The 18,084-nt window shown below is 45.1% G+C and carries 16 protein-coding genes, 1 tRNA gene and 1 pseudogene; 8 read left to right on the plus strand and 10 right to left on the minus strand.

Going from position 1 to position 18,084, the window contains the following annotated elements; genetic code table 11:
* Together rnc and plsX are read right to left on the minus strand one after the other, a co-directional pair.
* A complete protein-coding gene (gene rnc, locus AB5170_RS18130) occupies positions 1-684 on the minus strand; it encodes a ribonuclease III (RefSeq protein ID WP_118578867.1) in 684 nt (227 codons plus the stop codon).
* Between the two features lie 79 nt (positions 685-763).
* The gene (plsX, locus tag AB5170_RS18135) at positions 764-1,789 is read right to left on the minus strand and encodes a phosphate acyltransferase PlsX (protein WP_118578869.1); all 1,026 of its coding nucleotides are present in this window, start codon (positions 1,787-1,789) and stop codon (positions 764-766) included.
* A gap of 261 nt (positions 1,790-2,050) precedes the next feature.
* On the opposite strand from plsX, the gene AB5170_RS18140 reads away from it, so the two are divergent.
* A tRNA-Sec gene (locus AB5170_RS18140) sits at positions 2,051-2,147 on the plus strand.
* Positions 2,148-2,180: 33 nt separating this feature from the next.
* Here the strand turns inward: AB5170_RS18140 and selB are convergent.
* The 3 genes from selB to AB5170_RS18155 all read right to left on the minus strand — a co-directional run bounded on the left by selB (position 2,181) and on the right by AB5170_RS18155 (position 7,202).
* Positions 2,181-3,821 (minus strand): selenocysteine-specific translation elongation factor, encoded by a 1,641-nt coding sequence (gene selB / locus AB5170_RS18145; protein ID WP_173717142.1) that lies wholly within the window; start codon positions 3,819-3,821, stop codon positions 2,181-2,183.
* Positions 3,822-3,956: 135 nt separating this feature from the next.
* Positions 3,957-5,795, minus strand: a complete 1,839-nt coding sequence (glmS, locus tag AB5170_RS18150) for a glutamine--fructose-6-phosphate transaminase (isomerizing) (protein WP_368361818.1) — start codon at positions 5,793-5,795, stop codon at positions 3,957-3,959.
* Positions 5,796-5,819: 24 nt separating this feature from the next.
* Complete coding sequence (locus tag AB5170_RS18155; RefSeq protein WP_173717140.1) at positions 5,820-7,202, minus strand: exopolysaccharide biosynthesis polyprenyl glycosylphosphotransferase; 1,383 nt, start codon at positions 7,200-7,202, stop codon at positions 5,820-5,822.
* Positions 7,203-7,917: 715 nt separating this feature from the next.
* Here AB5170_RS18155 and AB5170_RS18160 point away from each other — a divergent pair.
* The 4 genes from AB5170_RS18160 (at position 7,918) to AB5170_RS18175 (ending at position 11,237) form a co-directional block, all read left to right on the plus strand.
* Positions 7,918-8,928: an LCP family protein gene (locus AB5170_RS18160; protein ID WP_195477890.1), complete on the plus strand. Its 1,011-nt coding sequence runs from the start codon at positions 7,918-7,920 to the stop codon at positions 8,926-8,928.
* Positions 8,929-9,003: 75 nt separating this feature from the next.
* Positions 9,004-9,753 (plus strand): YveK family protein, encoded by a 750-nt coding sequence (locus tag AB5170_RS18165; protein WP_173717718.1) that lies wholly within the window; start codon positions 9,004-9,006, stop codon positions 9,751-9,753.
* Entirely contained in the window at positions 9,753-10,520 is a 768-nt protein-coding gene (locus tag AB5170_RS18170; protein WP_173717717.1) for a CpsD/CapB family tyrosine-protein kinase, read from the plus strand. Before AB5170_RS18165 ends, AB5170_RS18170 begins: the two co-directional genes overlap by 1 nt.
* A 123-nt stretch (positions 10,521-10,643) precedes the next feature.
* Positions 10,644-11,237, plus strand: coding sequence for a hypothetical protein (locus tag AB5170_RS18175; RefSeq protein WP_173717716.1), 594 nt, complete (start codon positions 10,644-10,646; stop codon positions 11,235-11,237).
* 85 nt (positions 11,238-11,322) lie between these two features.
* Here AB5170_RS18175 and AB5170_RS18180 read toward each other — a convergent pair whose 3' ends face one another.
* The 5 genes and pseudogenes from AB5170_RS18180 to glmS (AB5170_RS18200) form a co-directional block, all read right to left on the minus strand.
* The gene (locus tag AB5170_RS18180; protein ID WP_173717715.1) at positions 11,323-11,703 is read right to left on the minus strand and encodes a hypothetical protein; all 381 of its coding nucleotides are present in this window, start codon (positions 11,701-11,703) and stop codon (positions 11,323-11,325) included.
* Positions 11,704-12,116: 413 nt separating this feature from the next.
* Positions 12,117-12,431 carry a nucleotidyl transferase AbiEii/AbiGii toxin family protein gene (locus tag AB5170_RS18185; protein WP_173771361.1) on the minus strand — a complete coding sequence of 105 codons (315 nt, stop codon included), beginning with the start codon at positions 12,429-12,431 and terminating at the stop codon, positions 12,117-12,119.
* A complete protein-coding gene (locus tag AB5170_RS18190) occupies positions 12,418-13,110 on the minus strand; it encodes a hypothetical protein (protein WP_187566195.1) in 693 nt (230 codons plus the stop codon). Before AB5170_RS18190 ends, AB5170_RS18185 begins: the two co-directional genes overlap by 14 nt.
* A gap of 214 nt (positions 13,111-13,324) precedes the next feature.
* Positions 13,325-14,713, minus strand: a complete 1,389-nt coding sequence (glmM, locus tag AB5170_RS18195; protein WP_148463700.1) for a phosphoglucosamine mutase — start codon at positions 14,711-14,713, stop codon at positions 13,325-13,327.
* Between the two features lie 81 nt (positions 14,714-14,794).
* A pseudogene (gene glmS, locus AB5170_RS18200) lies at positions 14,795-16,471 on the minus strand (glutamine--fructose-6-phosphate transaminase (isomerizing)); the annotation flags it as partial.
* Between the two features lie 127 nt (positions 16,472-16,598).
* Here glmS (AB5170_RS18200) and AB5170_RS18205 point away from each other — a divergent pair.
* From AB5170_RS18205 to AB5170_RS18215, 3 genes are all read left to right on the plus strand, one after another.
* Positions 16,599-17,015, plus strand: coding sequence for an IS66 family insertion sequence element accessory protein TnpB (locus AB5170_RS18205; protein ID WP_173773059.1), 417 nt, complete (start codon positions 16,599-16,601; stop codon positions 17,013-17,015).
* Positions 17,009-17,347, plus strand: coding sequence for an IS66 family insertion sequence element accessory protein TnpB (gene tnpB / locus AB5170_RS18210; RefSeq protein ID WP_055058750.1), 339 nt, complete (start codon positions 17,009-17,011; stop codon positions 17,345-17,347). The genes AB5170_RS18205 and tnpB overlap by 7 nt, the downstream gene beginning before the upstream one ends.
* Positions 17,348-17,480: 133 nt before the next feature.
* The coding region (locus tag AB5170_RS18215; protein WP_368365127.1) for an IS66 family transposase zinc-finger binding domain-containing protein at positions 17,481-18,084 on the plus strand (604 nt) is incomplete at its 3' end.

Here is an 18,084-nt window from a genome sequence, read left to right on the forward strand (position 1 = left end):
TTATTTTCTCATCTTCCGGATTGCCTGGTAAGCAGCTTCCTGTTCGGCAGCTTTCTTGGTATGTCCTACTCCGGTACCCATCACATGACCGCTGACAAGCACATCCACGGTAAAGCTTTTATTGTGATCCGGGCCTTCTTCTTTTATCAGATGGTACTCCACAAGATGGGTTCCCTTCTCCTGTACGATTTCCTGCAGGATGGTCTTGCTATCATAAAAGAGCTGTTTATTCTCAAGATCGTTCAGAATGAATTTCAGAACAAACTCCTTTGCGCTAGCAAAACCACCGTCCAGATAGATAGCTCCAAGCAGAGCCTCTGTTGCATCGGAAACAATAGAGTCACGGTTTCTTCCACCGGTCATATCCTCACCTTTTCCAAGGAGCAGATACTGCGGCAGTCCGAAATCTCTTGCACAATAAGCAAGACTGGGTTCGCAAACCAGGCTGGCTCTCTTCTTGGTCAATTCGCCCTCTGGAATCTGGGTGAATTTCTTATAAAGAAAATCACTGCTGATCAGCTCCAGAACTGCATCTCCAAGAAACTCCAGACGCTCGTTGCAGCCTGCCTTACCAAGCTTCTTCTCGTTGGCATAAGAACTATGTGTCAGTGCAAGGATCAGAAGGTTTCTGTTCCTGAACTCATAACCGATCCGGTTCTCCAATGCTTTTAACTTTTTTTCCATGATAAACTTCCTTCCCTCTGACTAGCTGGCAGACCCCCGGCAGGTCTTTGCCGAAGAGTCTGCTGCAATGCATGGATGATCATGCTTTTTCTGGTGTCTCTTCCACCATATGGGCAGCGATTTTCTCATTGATCTTCTGCTGTCTGAACTGAACACACTGAAAAATAGCGTGACGAATCTCAACCGCCCTGGCACTGCCGTGTGTCTTCACAACCAGTCCCTTAAGACCCAGAAGAGGGGCTCCGCCGTACTCACTTGCATCAAATGCCTTCATAGTTTCTTTGACGGCCGGTTTCACCAGAAGAGCTCCAACCTTGCTGCGGGTGTCTTTCATAAGGCCGGTTTTAAGCATCTTCATAAAGGTACTTCCAAGTCCTTCATAAAGCTTCAGGATCACGTTCCCGACAAAAGCCTCGCAGACAATCACATCTGCATAACCAGCTGGAATATCCCTTGCTTCAATACTTCCAATAAAATTGATCCCCGGGCATTCCTTCAAAAGAGGGAACGTCTCTTTCACAAGGGCATTTCCCTTCTCCTCCTCTGCACCAATGTTTACAATGGCTACACGAGGGTTCTTGATTCCAACCACGTCTTCCATATAGATGGAACCCATCTTCGCAAACTGTACCAGATGCTCTGGTCTGGCATCTACGTTCGCACCGCAGTCAATAAGAAGTGACACACCATTCTGGGTAGGAATCAAGGGTGCCAGCGGCGGACGCTGTACTCCTTTGCTTCTTCCTACGATCACCTGACCACCTACTAAAATAGCGCCTGAGCTTCCAGAGGAAACAAATGCTTCTGCTTCCTGCTTCTTCACAAGATTCAGTCCTACCACAATGGAAGAATCTTTCTTCTTACGGATTGCCAGAACCGGAGGCTCTGCTGTCTCGATCACCTCTGTGGTATTCACGATCTGGATTCTTTCCTTGGGGTAATTCTGAAATTTACTCAGCTCTTTCTCAATTACATCCTGCCTGCCGGTAAGGATCACATCAATGTCTTCCCTCTCGGCAACAGCCTCTACAGCTGCTTTCACTGGTTCTGCCGGAGCGTTGTCTCCGCCCATGGCATCTACTACAACTCTAACTGTCTCTGCCATATTTTTCTCCTCTTCGGATATTCTTCAATACTGTAATCTGGTAATGTGAAAACATCCATTATAATCGGGATATGCAAAACACAGCCCAATTCAACAGCTCCTCCATACCATAGCATGTTTGAAAAAGGCTACAAGGTACACTATCCCGAATAATACTATTCTACTTTATCTGCCCCCTCTTAGTCAATAGGGAATCAAAGAAAGGTTTCTGACCCAAAGACTGTAGTTGACGAAGCTTCCAATCTCCGCTATACTCTCACTGGGAGCAGATAGGTGCCGGTGTGCCTCCTGGTCTTCAAAACCAGTGTGGGGCGCTAATCCCGTCCCGGATGGGTTCGATTCCCATATGTTCCCGCCAAAAAACGTACCCAGCTTTCCACTCTTACTCTTCTCATTGAGACCGGTCTGCCTGCTGCAAGTTTCGTTTTAACACTCTTCCTCCATTTTCCATAACTGTAATCCGCTCTCTGTCAAACCCCTCCAGCAGTATGATCGCACATTTACGGGATATTCCCAGACGGTCACGAAATTCTCCAGTCTGGATCATCCCCTTTTCTTCATATAACAGATACGCCATATCCAGAGCTTTCTGCCGTATTTCCCAGTGCATATAATGCTTCTCGTCAAACCGTACAAGAACACCGTCCCGCACCATGGCAAAGAACACTTCTGAAAAATCCCGCTCACCGGAAAATACTTTCTTCACTTCATCTGTCAGCGGAGGCATAAAGCCCGATTTCAGATATAATTCCTGCAGCTGCAAAAAGACAGAATTCCCACATATTTCTTCTGTTATTTTTCCTGAAGCGTGTGCTTTTTTTCTTTCCTTTCCGGTACATGCGCAATGAACAACAGCATCTGCATTCTGTCTTTTTTTCCTTTTTACCCCATTGGGATTCAGCACAACTCCACCGCCGATGGTTTCTACCGGCGAATAAAATCTTATAACAAAATGATCCCCTGCTTTCATTGCCGTCACCTGCTCCATCCGAAGCTGGACTACGGCCTCTTCACCGGGCTTCAGCACTTCTCTGTCAAACAGAATTATTTTACACACCAGTTCTGCTGCCCCATGATAAAGATGAACACGGGTACCGCTTTTTAAAGAACGCTGTCCTGATTTCAACAGCTGCAGCCGTACATCTGCGATCATGGTACCTTCCATACTTCCTGCTGTTGCCAGGATTTCTCCCCGGGAGATCTGTTCTTTTCCAATTCCCGGAAGGTTCACTGCCACCCGCTGTCCCGGAACAGCTTCGGATACTTCCTGTCCATGCACCTGAATTCCTCGGATTTTTATCCTTTCAGCTCTGGGATAAAGCATAGCGTCATAATCCAAGCCTAAACTGCCATCAAGCAGCGTCCCTGTCACTACGGTTCCAAAGCCCTTTAAAGAAAATACACGATCTATGGGCAGGCGAAACGCAGATGCTTTTGTACCCATTCTGCCTGTGCAGCTGTCACTTTCATTTCGGGAAAGATTCTGATTTTCCGTGGTTTTTCCGGCTGTGCACAGTTTCCACAACACCCTGCGCAGTTCCTCAATCCCACGCCCATCCACAGCACTGGTCACTACCACATCCGCATTTTCCAGAAACGTTCCCTCTGCAAATTCCCTGATTTCCTGGTCAAGTCCCTTTTTCCATTCCAGGTCACCTTTGGTGAGCACAAGCACACCCTTTCGAATACCAAGCAGGGAAAGTATTGCCAGATGTTCCCTGGTCTGAGGCATAACTCCCTCATCTACTGCGATCACTACCATGGCAATATCAATTCCGCCAGCTCCAGCCAGCATATTCTTTATAAACCTTTCATGGCCTGGCACATCAATAATCCCGGCTTCCCTGCCATCCGGAAATTTCAGAAACGCAAAACCATTTTCAATTGTAATCCCCCGCCTTTTTTCCTCTGCCAGGCGATCCGTATCCGTGCCTGTCAGCGCCTTGACCAGCCAGGTTTTACCATGATCAATATGTCCGGCAGTACCTATGATCCTGTACCTTTTTTCTTCCATATCTTTTTCACGCCCCATTTTGTTCGAACAATCCCACTATTTCGTTTCCAAATAAACAGCGCGAAGAAGCCACTTCTCCGCGCCATGTTTACGTTTATAACAATATTGTCTTTTTTCTGTTGTTTGGAAATATAATTCAGTAATTTAATAACATTATTCTACAGTAACAGATTTCGCCAGGTTTCTCGGCTTGTCCACATCCAGGCCCTTCGCTACGCTGACATAATATCCCATCAGCTGCAGCGGAACAATTGCAAGACTGGTTGTGAAATACTTCTCCGTCTTGGGAACATATACGGAGAAATCAGCGGTATCCTCAATACTGTAATTGCCATAGCTGGTCAGTCCCATCAGATAAGCACCACGGCTCTTTACCTCAACCATATTGCTCAGTGTCTTCTCAAAAAGATCCTTCTGGGTCATCACACCGATCACCAGAGTACCATCCTCTACAAGGCTGATCGTTCCGTGCTTCAGCTCCCCTGCTGCGTAAGCCTCAGAATGAATGTAACTGATTTCCTTCATCTTCAGGCTTCCTTCCATGCTGATGGCATAGTCAATTCCTCGTCCGATGAAGAAAATATCATGGGCATTTGCATACTTGCTTGCAAACCACTGGATACGCTCTTTATCATCCAGAACACGGCTGATCTTGTCCGGCAGGGTCTCCATCTCAGCAAGCAGACGGGTCACATTCCCCTCCTCAAGCTTTCCCTGGACAAAAGCGCTCTGAATAGCCAGCAGATACATGGCGATCAGCTGGGTGCTGTAAGCCTTGGTGGTGGCAACAGAAATCTCAGGTCCCGCATAAGTATATAACGTATAATCGCTCTCTCTTGCAATGCTGGAGCCTACAACATTGACTACGCTAAGTACCGGAACATTTCTATCTCTGGCAAGACGAAGGGCAGCCAGGCTGTCTGCGGTCTCTCCAGACTGGGAAATAATAACCACCATGGAATCCTCCACAAGGATCGGATCACGGTAACGGAACTCAGAAGCCACATCCACCTCAACCGGGATCTTCGCCATGGATTCGATCACATATTTGCCAACCATGCCAACATGGTAAGCAGAACCACAGGCAATGATATAGATTCGCTTAAGAGAAGCCAGCTTCTCATCTGTAAGCCCTGTCTCAGAAAAATCAATGTGTCCATCTTTTACATAAGCGCCAATGGTGTCCTGAACAGCCTTCGGCTGCTCATGGATCTCTTTCAGCATAAAGTGCTCATAGCCGCCCTTCTCAGCAGCAGCTGCATCCCACTGGATCTCCACAACGTCTTTCTCAATCTCTTCACGGTCGATATTATAGAAATGGATCTCATCACGGGAAAGCTCCGCAATTTCAAGATTGCCGATATAATAAACCCTTCTGGTCTGATCCAGGATCGCAGGAACATCAGAAGCAATAAGACTTCCGTTCTCGCTCTTTCCAATGATCAGCGGACTGTCCTTGCGGGCTGCAAACAGTTTACCCGGATAGTCCTTGAAAATAGCACCAAAAGCATAAGAACCGCGGATACGGAGCATTGCTCTGGAGATTGCTTCCAACGGGGTTCCGGTTTTCTTATAGTAGTAATCTACCAGCTTCACAGCCACTTCTGTATCTGTCTGAGAATAGAACGTATAACCGGAACGAAGAAGCTTCGCCTTCAGTTCCTGATAATTCTCGATAATTCCATTATGAACAAGTACTACGGACTTATCATCTGTACAATGAGGATGGGCATTTATCTCAGAAGGCTCTCCATGAGTCGCCCAGCGGGTATGACCGATGCCGCAGGTACCCGGTACGGCTGAGCCGCCGTCTGTCTTCTCGATCAGAGTTTTCAGACGCCCTTTCGCCTTTACGATTGCGATCTTATCAGCTGCCTCGTTTCGAACTGCGATACCGGCTGAATCATAGCCTCTGTACTCCAGCTTGGAAAGGCCTGTCAGCAAAATCGGTGCCGCCTGTTCATCTCCTACATAACCAACAATTCCACACATAAAATTTCCTCCTCAGTCTCAGTCTTAATCATTCTCCTCGTTTTTCTCCTGGCCGGCTGTCTTCTGCCATGCCTCAACCCCTTCTGTATTTTCCTTCTGGAAAAGGATTTTGAAGGTAAGCATCAGAAGCTTCAGATCCAGCTTCAGAGAATAGGTCTCAATATAGGTGAGATCCAGTTTCAGCTTATCATAAGGTGTCGTGTTGTATTTACCATAAACCTGGGCATAACCGGTAAGTCCGGCCTTCACTTTCAGGCGGTAATCAAATTCAGGAATCCTCTCACTATACAGTGCAGCAATCTCCGGCCGCTCCGGTCTTGGGCCTACCAGAGACATATCACCTTTCAGGATATTAAAAATCTGTGGCAGCTCATCGAAATGGATCCGGCGGATAAGCTTCCCGACCGGTGTGATCCTGTCATCCTCTTTCTTCGCCAGCTGGGCACCCTTCACTTCAGAGTCCATTTTCATGCTTCTGAATTTCAAGATCATAAAGATCTGCTTATCCTTCGTAAGACGCGGCTGCTTATAAAAAACAGGACCGCCATCATAAAGCTTAATAGCAAGTGCGATCAGAATCATAAACGGAGATGCGATCACCAGCCCTGCCAGGGAAAATATAATATCCACAATTCTTTTGAAAAACAGCTGCTCTGCTGTCAGACGCAGGTTTCTGGAAAGAAGAAGCGTGGTATCAAATAAATGAATATCGTCTGCATTCCGGAGCATAATATCAGAAAGCTTCGGAATAGAATAACAGCGGATATCCTTCTCAAAGCAGTATTTCAGAAGAAGATTTCGTTCGTGGGACGGAATATCCCCGATCACAACTGCTTTATATCCGTTGATCTTCTCCTTGATCACGTCAAGGCCAAGGGAAAGGGATGCCATCTCTTTAATGGCATATTTATCCTCTCTGGTCTCAAACTTATTCCTTAAATCTCCCGGATTACGTCCGCCATAAATCATCAGCATCTGTCTGGGCGGATACAGTCTGGTGTACACATAACGCATACCAACCACCCATATGACAACGATCACCAGGTCAATCCCCGTCATAGCCAGCATAGGTGTCAGATGCTCTCCCAGACGCCAGCGGCCGATCAGGCACAGTTGTAAATAGGTAATAAAATTCACGCAGCACACAGACAGGATCTGGGAATAGATTACTTCAAATACCCGCAGATAACCCACCTTAAAACCACCGTAAATTTTGTAAAAGAAGTATATCATCAGCACATACAAACCAATGACAACCTGATTACCTCTGTCAAAGCGTCTGCCGATGACCTCCTTGTGGGCATAAAATTTATACCAGATATAGGCGAAAAGCAATGTTTCAATAGCGATGATCACCGCAGACGCCAAAAACATGATCAGTCTCTTATATCGTTCGCGATTTTCCATTTTTTCCTCCAGTAAATTTCCTCTGAAATCTATACGTTGTATAAGTATAGCACAAAAAATCCCAGAGGAAAACGATTTTTTTCGTCACCTTATTTTGCCCAAAAATGACAGAGCAGGTTGATATCCAGACCAAACCGTGATAAAATCAGTACATATTGTGGTAAAGCAATATAATGAAATGAGTGTCAAAAGGTCTTTTGACACTCATTTGATACCCGGATTGCTACGCAGCTACGCTGCTCCCGCAATCCTCCAAATATTCGAAATCCGCTGATTTACTGCGTAAATCGCTACTTTCTCATATTTGGCGTGTCCCAAGCTCAAAAGCCTTATCGTGCAAGCACGAACAGCTTTTTGACCTTTTGACACTGGTATCATATAATATTTATACAATATGATATTTTATAATGTGAAGTAAATAACAGATTCTAAGTTTTGTCAATATGTAATTTTCAGAGTGATGGTTTACAGGTACTGTTCCGTTACTGTTCACAGGGAATGTTCCGCGAGGTGTTTTTTGTGAGCAAGGCTCACAGAAAACCCGAGAATTGCGGCGCGAAATCATGCAAAAGCATGATTTCTGTGCATCGCGGAGCGTGTTGCTGTGAACGGAGTGAACAGTAACACTGTTCACTGGTAATGTTCTGCAAGATATTTTGGGGAGCATTACCAATGAACAGCTGCGAAGTATACCTCGGTCTGCAGAAAGGAATCAATGCGTCATAATCAAATTTCCAGACAGAATAAAAATAAAAAAATAAAATATCTCGCCATAGGACTTGCCGCCGGCGTTCTTGGCATAGGCTCAGCTGCAGGTGTTCTCACTTCTGCCAACAGCCATGCTGTGACCCGGAGCGCATCCTCTTCCACACAGGATACTGACCAGATTACTTATAAAGGTGTTACCTATGTTCCGAAAGGGAATCTTGAGACTTACCTTTTCGCCGGAATTGATTCTCCGGATAAGGTAACCAAGATCAAGGAATACGACGGCACCGGTCAGTGTGATGTGCTGCTTGTGCTTGTCCGCGACAGAAGCACAGACACCTGCAAGTTTCTCACCATCGACCGGAACACCATGACTCCGGTGAAGAGCCTTGCAGATGACGGCTCTTACATAGATACCACAGAATGCCAGATTTCCCTGGCACACGCCATGAGCCTGGATCATGAGACCCGTGCAGAGAATACTGTGGATGCAGTTTCCACGCTCCTTGGCGGTCACAAGATTGACGGCTTTGCAATGGTAAACATGAGCGCCATTGAAGTGGTAAATGATATGGTTGGCGGTGTCACCGTCACCATCGAGGATGATTTCCCGGACAGTGACACACTGATCAAGGGACAGACCGTAACTCTGCACGGTAAGGACGCTGAGCGCTTCATCCGTGAGCGCAAGACCGTTGCCGACGGACTGAACGAGAACCGGATGAGCCGTCAGGCCCAGTACGAGGAAGCTTTCAAGCCTGTTTTCCAGGCGAAATGCAGTGAAGATAAGACGTTCCCGCTGGATCTTTATCATGCACTTGAGGACTACATGACTACCAACATCAGTGCCAAGAAGTTTTCCCGTCTTGCCCTTCTTCTTTCCGATGAGAAAGAGGAGGAGAAAGTATCCATAGAAGGAACTGCCGACTTCGACGAGGATGGCTGGCAGACTTTCACTCCTGATCCGAACAGCCTTCAGGAAGCGATCCTTTCGCTTTTTTATAAGGAAAAGAAATAATTTTCCTGTTAGAAAATAAATCGTAGAAGAGAAGATTCTAAACAGCTACAATAAACAAAATTAAGGAGACCCGACATGAACGAAGAACTCACAAACGACGAGGTGGAAATCGACCTTGTGGATCTAGGCAACGTCTTGTTAGACAAATGGCGTTATCTGCTGATCAGTCTTATTGCAGGCGCTGTACTTCTGGGTGCGTATTCCCTTTTCTTTATCGCACCTACCTATGAATCCACAGCCAAGCTTTACGTAGTATCTGCCTCAGACGATTCTGTAGTCAATTTAAGTGACCTGAATCTTGGTACTTCCCTGACTGCAGACTATGAACAGCTGATGCTCAGCTATCCGGTACTAAACCGTGTTATTGACCGTCTGAATCTGGATTCTACATCCGATGAACTGGCTAAAGCTTTTTCACTGAACAACCCAAGCGATACCCGTATTCTGGAGATCACCGCTACTTCTACCGATCCGCAGATGGCTATGGATCTGGCTGAAACTATGGCTGAGGAAGCCATTGATTATCTCCCAGATACCATGAGCACACTTGCTCCGAATCTGGCACAGCCTGCCAAACTTCCTGAGAGTAAAGTGGCTCCAAGCTATACCAAGTTCACCATAATCGGTGCCCTGCTTGGACTTCTCATCTGTGCAGCATTCTTTATTGTAAAATATCTGATGGATGACACCATTCATACTGCAGATGATATGGAAAAATATTTTGGGCTGGTACCTCTTACCACTATCCCTGACAGCGATCAGGTAATCGATCTGGATGAGGAGCAGCACCGCAGACGCGGCAGAAAGAGAGGTCGTACGAAATAATGAACCAGCTTAATGTAAACCTTCCGGAGCTGCCCTATGCAGTTTCCGAAGCAATGAACCGACTTCGTATTAATATTAAATTCTGCGGTAAAAATACCCGCAAGATCCTTTTGACCAGCTGCCAGCCTAATGAAGGTAAGAGTACCATTTCCTCCTACCTGTGGAAAATGCTTGCAGAAGCAGGATTTCCTACTGTTCTGGTAGACGTTGACCTTCGTAAATCCGTTATGAAAACACGTTTTCAGATGGACTACGACGATGACACTACTATGGGACTGAACCACTATCTTTCCGGTATGGCAGAATATGAGGACGTTATATACAGTACCAATATTCCAAACGGCTATATGGTTCCGTGTACACAGCTCCTTGAGAATCCTTCCGCTCTTCTGGAAGATGTTCGTTTCAAAGAGCTTCTGAATACCCTTTCAGAGAATTATCGTTTTGTTATTATAGATTCCCCGCCGCTTGGCAGTGTATCAGATGGAGCGCTTATCGCTTCTCTGTGCGACGGCGCAGTTCTGGTTGTACGTGCTGGTACCACACCGCGTACTCTGATCAAGCAGTCTCTTTATGAGATCCAGCAGTCTGGCTGCAAGCTCCTCGGTACAGTTCTGAACCGTGCCGATGTAAAGGGACGTGCTTATGGCAAGTATGGCTATGGAAAATACGGTTATGGTTATGGATACGGCTATGGTTATGAGCCTAAGGATAAAAAAAACAGCTCTGACTCCGCTGCTGCAGATAAGAATTCTACCGGAAAATAACCGTTTGTACTATTTTTACCGGCTGTGAACTTTATTCACAGTAATCCAACTTCCGGATAAACGGGTCTGCGTGGGGAGACCGTTTATTAAATACATTAAATTAAGAAATAGAGGGTGTTACCAATGAAATCATTCAAAAAAGTAGCTGTGACTATCCTGGCTGCAGTAATGATGCTTCTCATCAGCACTACTGTTTTTGCAGCAGATTCACCTGTAAAAACATCTTTCAATGCTTCTCTTACCAAGAAAACTGTAACTTACACTGGTAAGAAACAGCAGCCAAAGGTTGTAGTTAAGAATGAAGCTGGAAAAACAATCAAAGCTAAATACTACACAGTAAAAGTTAAAACATGTAAGAATGCCGGAACATACAAAGTTACCATCATCGGTAAAGGAAAATATGCCGGATATACACAGACTCTTACTTACAAGATCAAAGCTAAAACTCAGAAGGTAACCTTAAAGTCTGCTGATAAATATACTGTAAAGGCTTCTGCAGTTAAGAAGAGCAGCAAGACTCTTAAGAAAGCTATCAAAGTAACTAAGAAAACTGGTAAAGTTTCTTACACAACAAACAACTCCAAGATCAAAGTTAACAAAAACGGTAAGATCGTAGTTGCTAAGGGAACCAAGAAAGGTACCTATCAGGTAAAAGTTACTGTTAAAGCTAAAAACTACAAGACAGTAAACAAATACATCACCGTTACAGTTAAATAATTCTGGTGTATAATAAAAAACAGCTCTCTGACCACGCAGGGAGCTGTTTTTTTATTGTTACTGATTTTCGCCTCACATATTATTCTCAGCTCAGGCGGCTGACCTTCTGGCGATACTCTTCCAGGTTGTCTTCGTCAATATAGCCGATACTCAACAAATATAAATTAAGCGCTTGTGTAAAATCCACCGCAGTTTCGGCACCGTTTAAAGCAAAATCCAGATCTATAATCTTCTTCTCCTCTTCCTCCGTGCAGTCTACAATCTGAAATTGAACAGAGCATTGCTCTATGTCATAATTCATCGCAAGCAATATTTCCTTATCACCCTTGCAAACAGACAATTCAATTTCACGTTCCACCACCTGTTTCAAATCCAGTCCATAATTTAATATACCGCTATTTTTTACATATTTGATATCATCGGCCTGTAAAATCAGCTGAAGTACGTCCTGTATTGTTTCCATCATTTTCTCTCACATCTTTTCTTTATTTCCACAGCTGTTTGCTGCTTCAAATTTCTATTCTCATAATAGCACGGAAACAGGAGCTTCACAAGTTTTATCTGTCTGTTTTTATCTAAAAATTTCGAGATTTTTTGCTCTGTATTTGTCACATTCCAGATTTACTGTGCAGGTACTGCATAATTTCTTCATTGCTCCGTCCGCTCTGTGCTATAGCATCCAATAGTTTTTTCTAACGCAGCATTAGAGATCTTCATACTGTTCTTTCTTCACTTTCCGCTTCCACCATAACGCGTACAACCGGTTATGTTCCAGACTCGCGCACAAGGATGCTTACTCCCCTGTGATCTTCTTCACCGCTGCCTGCACGTCCACATCGTCCTGTGCGGCCTTCTTATCGGTTACTCTCACATTGGTGATCACCAGCAGATATAAGGTAAAATTATCTTCTCTATCTTCTTTAAACTTTTATCATACTGCTTTTTAGACAAACCAGAAGCCAAAAATGTCAAATCTATATCTTCTGAAAACCGTTCGATTGAGCCTGGATAGCATTTACTAAGTGAAGTTCCACCTTTGAACACACAACAGTCTGCAAACTCACTCTTCTCAAGTTTTTGAAGCATACTCACAATGTAATAATCTCTTCTAACAGCGTCTTCTGGAATGCCAATGTATCCAGCTGTTATACTACAAAGATCTCGAAAATCCTCTTCATTCTCATGCAGTCTCATATATTTCCTCCATGGTTGGAATTGCATAAACAGACATTGATGATAAAAATTGTTTTAATGAGTTATTAACATTTAGATACTCCAAAAAGGATTCCAAAAAAGCAATTGTTGCCTTTTTATATTTCATATGCTCCAGGACATAGACCGCAGCTTTATCAGAATAAGACTGTGCAAACTTCTCCATATAAGTAATCAGCGCTTTTTTGTTTACATCTTCTATCTTAGAATAATTTTGAAGAATCTCCAGAGTTTCAATTACTGCTACGCGCTCTTCATTCAGATCACAAGAGATATTTTTTACAACCACATTCTGAATTGTTTTCCTTTGCCCTGGCACATGATTTGAAAAAACTTCCGTCTGCTTACTTATTTGTGTAGTAAGTCCTTTCTCATTATACAGTTTATAGCCTACAACCAATCCCTTCTGATTCCCAATGTAATGAGTAACAATATCCTGCTCTCTGATCGGAACAATTCCAAATCTGGATTTCTTCGGCTTATAATATAACCCTTTAGTCAAATGGACAAGTGAACCACTTTGGCAGAAGCGTTCAAGTGTTTTATAAAATGCTGCTTCTGTCATGTCATCTGCCAAGAAAGTATATATACGGCTTGCTTCAATTACAGTATTCTCTTTAATATTGCAAAGAAACAATTCTATCCGCTCTCTACTATTCATCACTCCTGCTCCTTCTAATTATTTTATTTAAATAATAAACAGACATAGATCGAATGTCAAGTAGATTTTGTTTTTACTCGACATTCAGATGCTGCAAACTTATAACAATTTAATCGCTAAATATTCTATACGAAATTATTATATTATAACTTATCTTATACACACCACCACCGCCCGGCACACGCCAGGCGGCAACATCCACGGCATCCAGCCCTTATCCGGCCACATACCCATTTTCTTTAATTACATTCACAACCATATCCACATACTTCTGGCAGATTTCTTCACTCTCCGCTTCCACCATAACACGTACAACCGGCTCTGTTCCGGACTCACGGACGAGAATTCTTCCGGTATCGCCCAGTTCCTCAGTAACCTTCTTCACAGCTGCCTGCACATCTGCGTCATCTTGCGCTGCCTTCTTGTCGGTCACTCTCACATTGGTGAGCACCTGGGGATAAACGGTGAAGCCTTCTGAAAGTTCGCTGAGCTTTTTCTTTCTAGCCATCATAACTTCCATAATCTTCAGACTGGTAAGGATTCCGTCCCCAGTGCTGGCGTATTTGCTGAAAATAATATGTCCGCTCTGCTCACCGCCGATACGGCAGCCGTTTTTCATCATGTACTCATATACATATTTGTCTCCCACGGCTGTTTTCGCGTAGTCGATTCCAAGCTCATCAAAGGCCTTGTACAGACCGAAGTTGGACATGACGGTGGTGACAACGGTGTTAGTCAGCAGCTTGCCGCGCTCTTTCATGTACTTTCCGTAGATGTAGAGAATGTGGTCGCCAGTAATCACATTGCCCTTCTCGTCCACGCAGAGACAGCGGTCTGCATCGCCGTCATAGGCAAAACCAACGTCCATTCCGTTCTCCACCACGTATTTCTGCAGTCCCCCGATATGGGTAGAACCGGCATTGTTGTTGATGTTGGTGCCATCCGGCTGGGCATTGATCACGTAGGTTTTGGCACCGAGAGCGTCAAAAACAGCCTTGGCAATGTTCCAGGAGCTTCCGTTGGCACAGTCCAGCGCCACCTTCACGCCGCGGAAGGAATAGACACCCAGAGAGATCAGATAACCTATGTAACGGTTTCTTCCGGAAACATAGTCTACTGTACAGCCGATTTTTTCCTTCTTTGCAAAAGGAATCTCCTCCCATTTCTGCCCGAAGACTTCCAGATTTCCATCCAGATAGGCTTCCACAAGGGAAATGGTCTCCTCGTCCATCTTCTCCCCGTTTCCGTTGATCAACTTGATTCCATTGTCAAAATATGGATTGTGGCTTGCGGAGATCATAATACCGCAGTCAAATTCATCCACTCTTGCCACATAAGCCACAGAAGGTGTGGTCGTGACATGGAGAAGATATGCATCCGCACCGGAAGCCACCAGTCCGCCAACCAGTGTATACTCGAACATATAGCTGGAACGGCGGGTATCCTTTCCTATTATGATACGCGCCGGCGTGTCGTCACCGTTCCGGCGTTTCAGTTCTCCGTAATACCAGCCGAGAAAACGGCCTACTTTATATGCATGATCTGCTGTCAGGTTTTCGTTTGCCTCTCCACGGAAGCCATCTGTACCAAAATATTTTCCCATTTTTATAACCTCATCCTGTTGTTTTTCCCCCGAAAAACATCTGCCGTTTCTGCTCACCGCACTCATAAGACTGCTGCAAATTTACTCTACTGTAACGCTCTTTGCTAGATTTCTCGGCTTATCCACGTCAAGTCCCTTTGCCACGCTGACGTAATATCCCATAAGCTGTAACGGAATCACCGCAAGGCTTGTGGCAAAGCACTCCTCTATCTTTGGAACATAAACGGTAAAGGAAGCAGTATCTTCAATATTATAATTTCCATAGGTAGTCAGCCCCATGAGATAAGCTCCGCGGCTTTTGCACTCTACCATATTGGAAATAGTTTTCTCATAAAGCTCAGACTGGGTGAGCACTCCGATCACAAGAGTGCCATCCTCAATGAGACTGATAGTGCCATGCTTCAGCTCTCCTGCAGCATAAGCCTCAGAATGGATGTAACTGATCTCTTTCATTTTCAGGCTGCCTTCCAGGCTGATGGCATAATCAAGTCCACGTCCGATGAAAAACACATCCCTGGCATTGGCCTGTTTGGCAGCAAACCACTGGATCCGCTCCTTGTCGTCCAGGATCTTCTGGATTTGCTCAGGAAGACACTGAAACTGGGAGATAAGATCCTGATAGCGTCCCTGGGAAATACATCCCCGCACCAGTGCAAACTGAACGGCAAAGCAATAGCCGGCGATCAGCTGGGTGCTGTAGGCTTTCGTTGTGGCAACTGCAATCTCCGGACCGGCAAGGGTATAAAATACATTATCTGCTTCCCGGGCAATGGAGCTTCCCACCACATTGACAATTCCAAGGGTTTTCAGCCCCTTCTTTTTCGCAAGACGGAGGGCTGCAAGGCTGTCTGCCGTCTCGCCGGACTGGCTGATCACGATCACCAGACCGTTGGGATCCAGAGGCATGCTGCGGTAACGGAACTCAGATGCCAGATCCACACGTACCGGCAGCTGCGCCAGATCCTCCAGCACATACTGGCATGCCACACCTACATGATAGGCAGAACCACATGCCACAATATATATCTGGGAAAAAGACTGAAGCTCTTCCTCAGTAAGTCCCACAGAAGACAAGTCGATAGCCCCATCCTTTAATACGGAATTCAACGTATCCTGAACGGCTTTTGGCTGCTCATGGATTTCCTTCAGCATGAAATGCTCGTAGCCTGCTTTTTCAGCTGCTTCTGCATCCCATTTGATCTGCGTTGGCTTTTTCTCAATCTCATCTCCGTCCAGATTGTAAAAGGTAACGGTCCCATTTGCCAGACGTGCCATCTCCAGATTTCCGATGTAATAAACATTACGGGTATATTTCAGAATCGCCGGAACATCAGAAGCCACATAGCAGTCTCCGTTCTCCACACCGATGATCATAGGACTGTCCTTACGGGCAACGTAAATCTCTCCCGGATAATCCTGGAACATGACCGCCAGGGCATAGGAACCGCGGATACGGACCATGGCATGGTTGATGGCATCCACCGGAGTATGCTCATATTTCTTGTAATAGTAATCGATGAGCTTCACTGCCACTTCGGTGTCTGTGGAAGAATAGAACTCATAGCCCTTGCGAAGAAGCTTATTCTTCAGTTCCTGATAATTCTCAATGATACCATTGTGAACGCCGACCACATTTCCATCATCGGAGGTATGGGGATGGGCATTTGTCTCAGAAGGTTCCCCATGGGTGGCCCAACGGGTGTGACCGATTCCACAGGTACCAGTTAGGGCATGACCATGGTCAGTTTTCTCTGATAAAGCGTAAGCGCTTAAATCTTGGGTAGCTTTACTGTCTACGTTTTTAAACTCATAATGATAGTAAATAGATTTTTACTACACTCCGCTTGATAGGATGTAGAAATTTACTACATTTGGAGGTTTCATTATGAGTAAGAAACGTGCTCCAGGGCGTTCCCTGGACGAATGGATGGAACTGGTAACCGAATGCAGACAAAGCGGCCTGACAGATGTTGCATGGTGTAATGAGCATGGGATATCTCCCAGCTGTTTTTACAATGCAGTTACCCGTCTCCGCAAAAAAGCCTGTCAGATACCGGATCCAGCCCCCAAAGCCAGCACTCTTGACCTTACATCCCATAAACAGGATGTAGTCCAGATTGCTATAGAACCGGAGTCTTCTCCGGCAGGACTGATCCCAGATAATGGAAACAGACCTATGCACCTTGACAATTCACATACGATTGAAATCGAAGCAGACGGATTGCTTATACGAATGAGTAATGAGATCAAACCGTTACTTCTGAAGATGCTTATGGATACGCTTAAGGAGTCGTTATGTTAGCGGATATCTCAAGTGTTGATGCGATCTATATCGTCTGTGGCAGAACAGATATGCGCAAGTCCATTGATGGATTATGTGCGATCATCCAGGAACAGTTTTCGATGGAGATCGACCATGCACTTTTTCTTTTCTGCGGCCGTAGATGCGACCGTATCAAAGCTATTTTAAAAGAACCTGACGGGATCGTTATGATCTACAAAAGACTGACCGCCCAGGGATCTTACCGGTGGCCCAGGAATAAATCTGAGGTCCGGAATCTTACATGGCGGGAGTTCGACTGGCTGATGTCTGGCATTGATATTGAGCAGCCCAAAGCGATCAAGGCAACGTAAAAAAGATGCACATAAAACTCTTGCTTTTTGCTGTATTTTCGGCACTTTCAAGGTCTGGTAAATCCGCTGTTTTGCTAGGAAAAGCCACTGTTTTCTGGTATAATGGAAACATCAGAAACAGGAGGAAAAAGCAGTGGCAGACAGTTCCAAAGATATCCAGCTCCGTGAGCTGAAGGACATGATAAACGATCTCAAAAAGATGATAAAAACACTTCAGGCAACTGTCGATGCTGCCAATAAACGGGAAGCGGTTCTCACCCAGGAACGAGATAATCTGAAAGAAGAGATAGACCTTCTCCGAAAAAAACTGTTTGGCACCTCCAGCGAAAAAAGAACTCTCAATATTCCAGGACAGTTAAACTTTTTCAACGAGGCTGAACTGGAACAGGATCCGGAGGCTGCAAAAGCAGAGGATCTTGAAACAATTCTTCCGGAAAAAACAGCAAAAAAGCGAAAAGCAAGAGCTACAGATGCGGAGCGTTTTAAGGGAGTTCCTGTTGAAAAAAAGTATCTGGAACTTTCTGAGGAAGAGAAACTCTGCCCTGTCTGTGGTACCCCACTGAAAGAAATCGGGGAAGAGTTTGTCCGCCGAGAACTGGTTTTTGTACCGGCAAAACTGAAAGTATATAAATACTACAGTAAGAGCTATGAGTGCCCGCAGTGCAGGCTTCAGGATATTCCGATTATTAAAAAAGGAAAAGATGGCAGAGCTCATATGCTTTATGGAATGGCTTCTG

The organism is Ruminococcus sp. RTP21484sp1_RTP21281st1_A8_RTP21281_210402 (genome assembly GCF_040914025.1).
GTDB classification, from domain to species: domain Bacteria; phylum Bacillota; class Clostridia; order Lachnospirales; family Lachnospiraceae; genus Blautia_A; species Blautia_A faecis.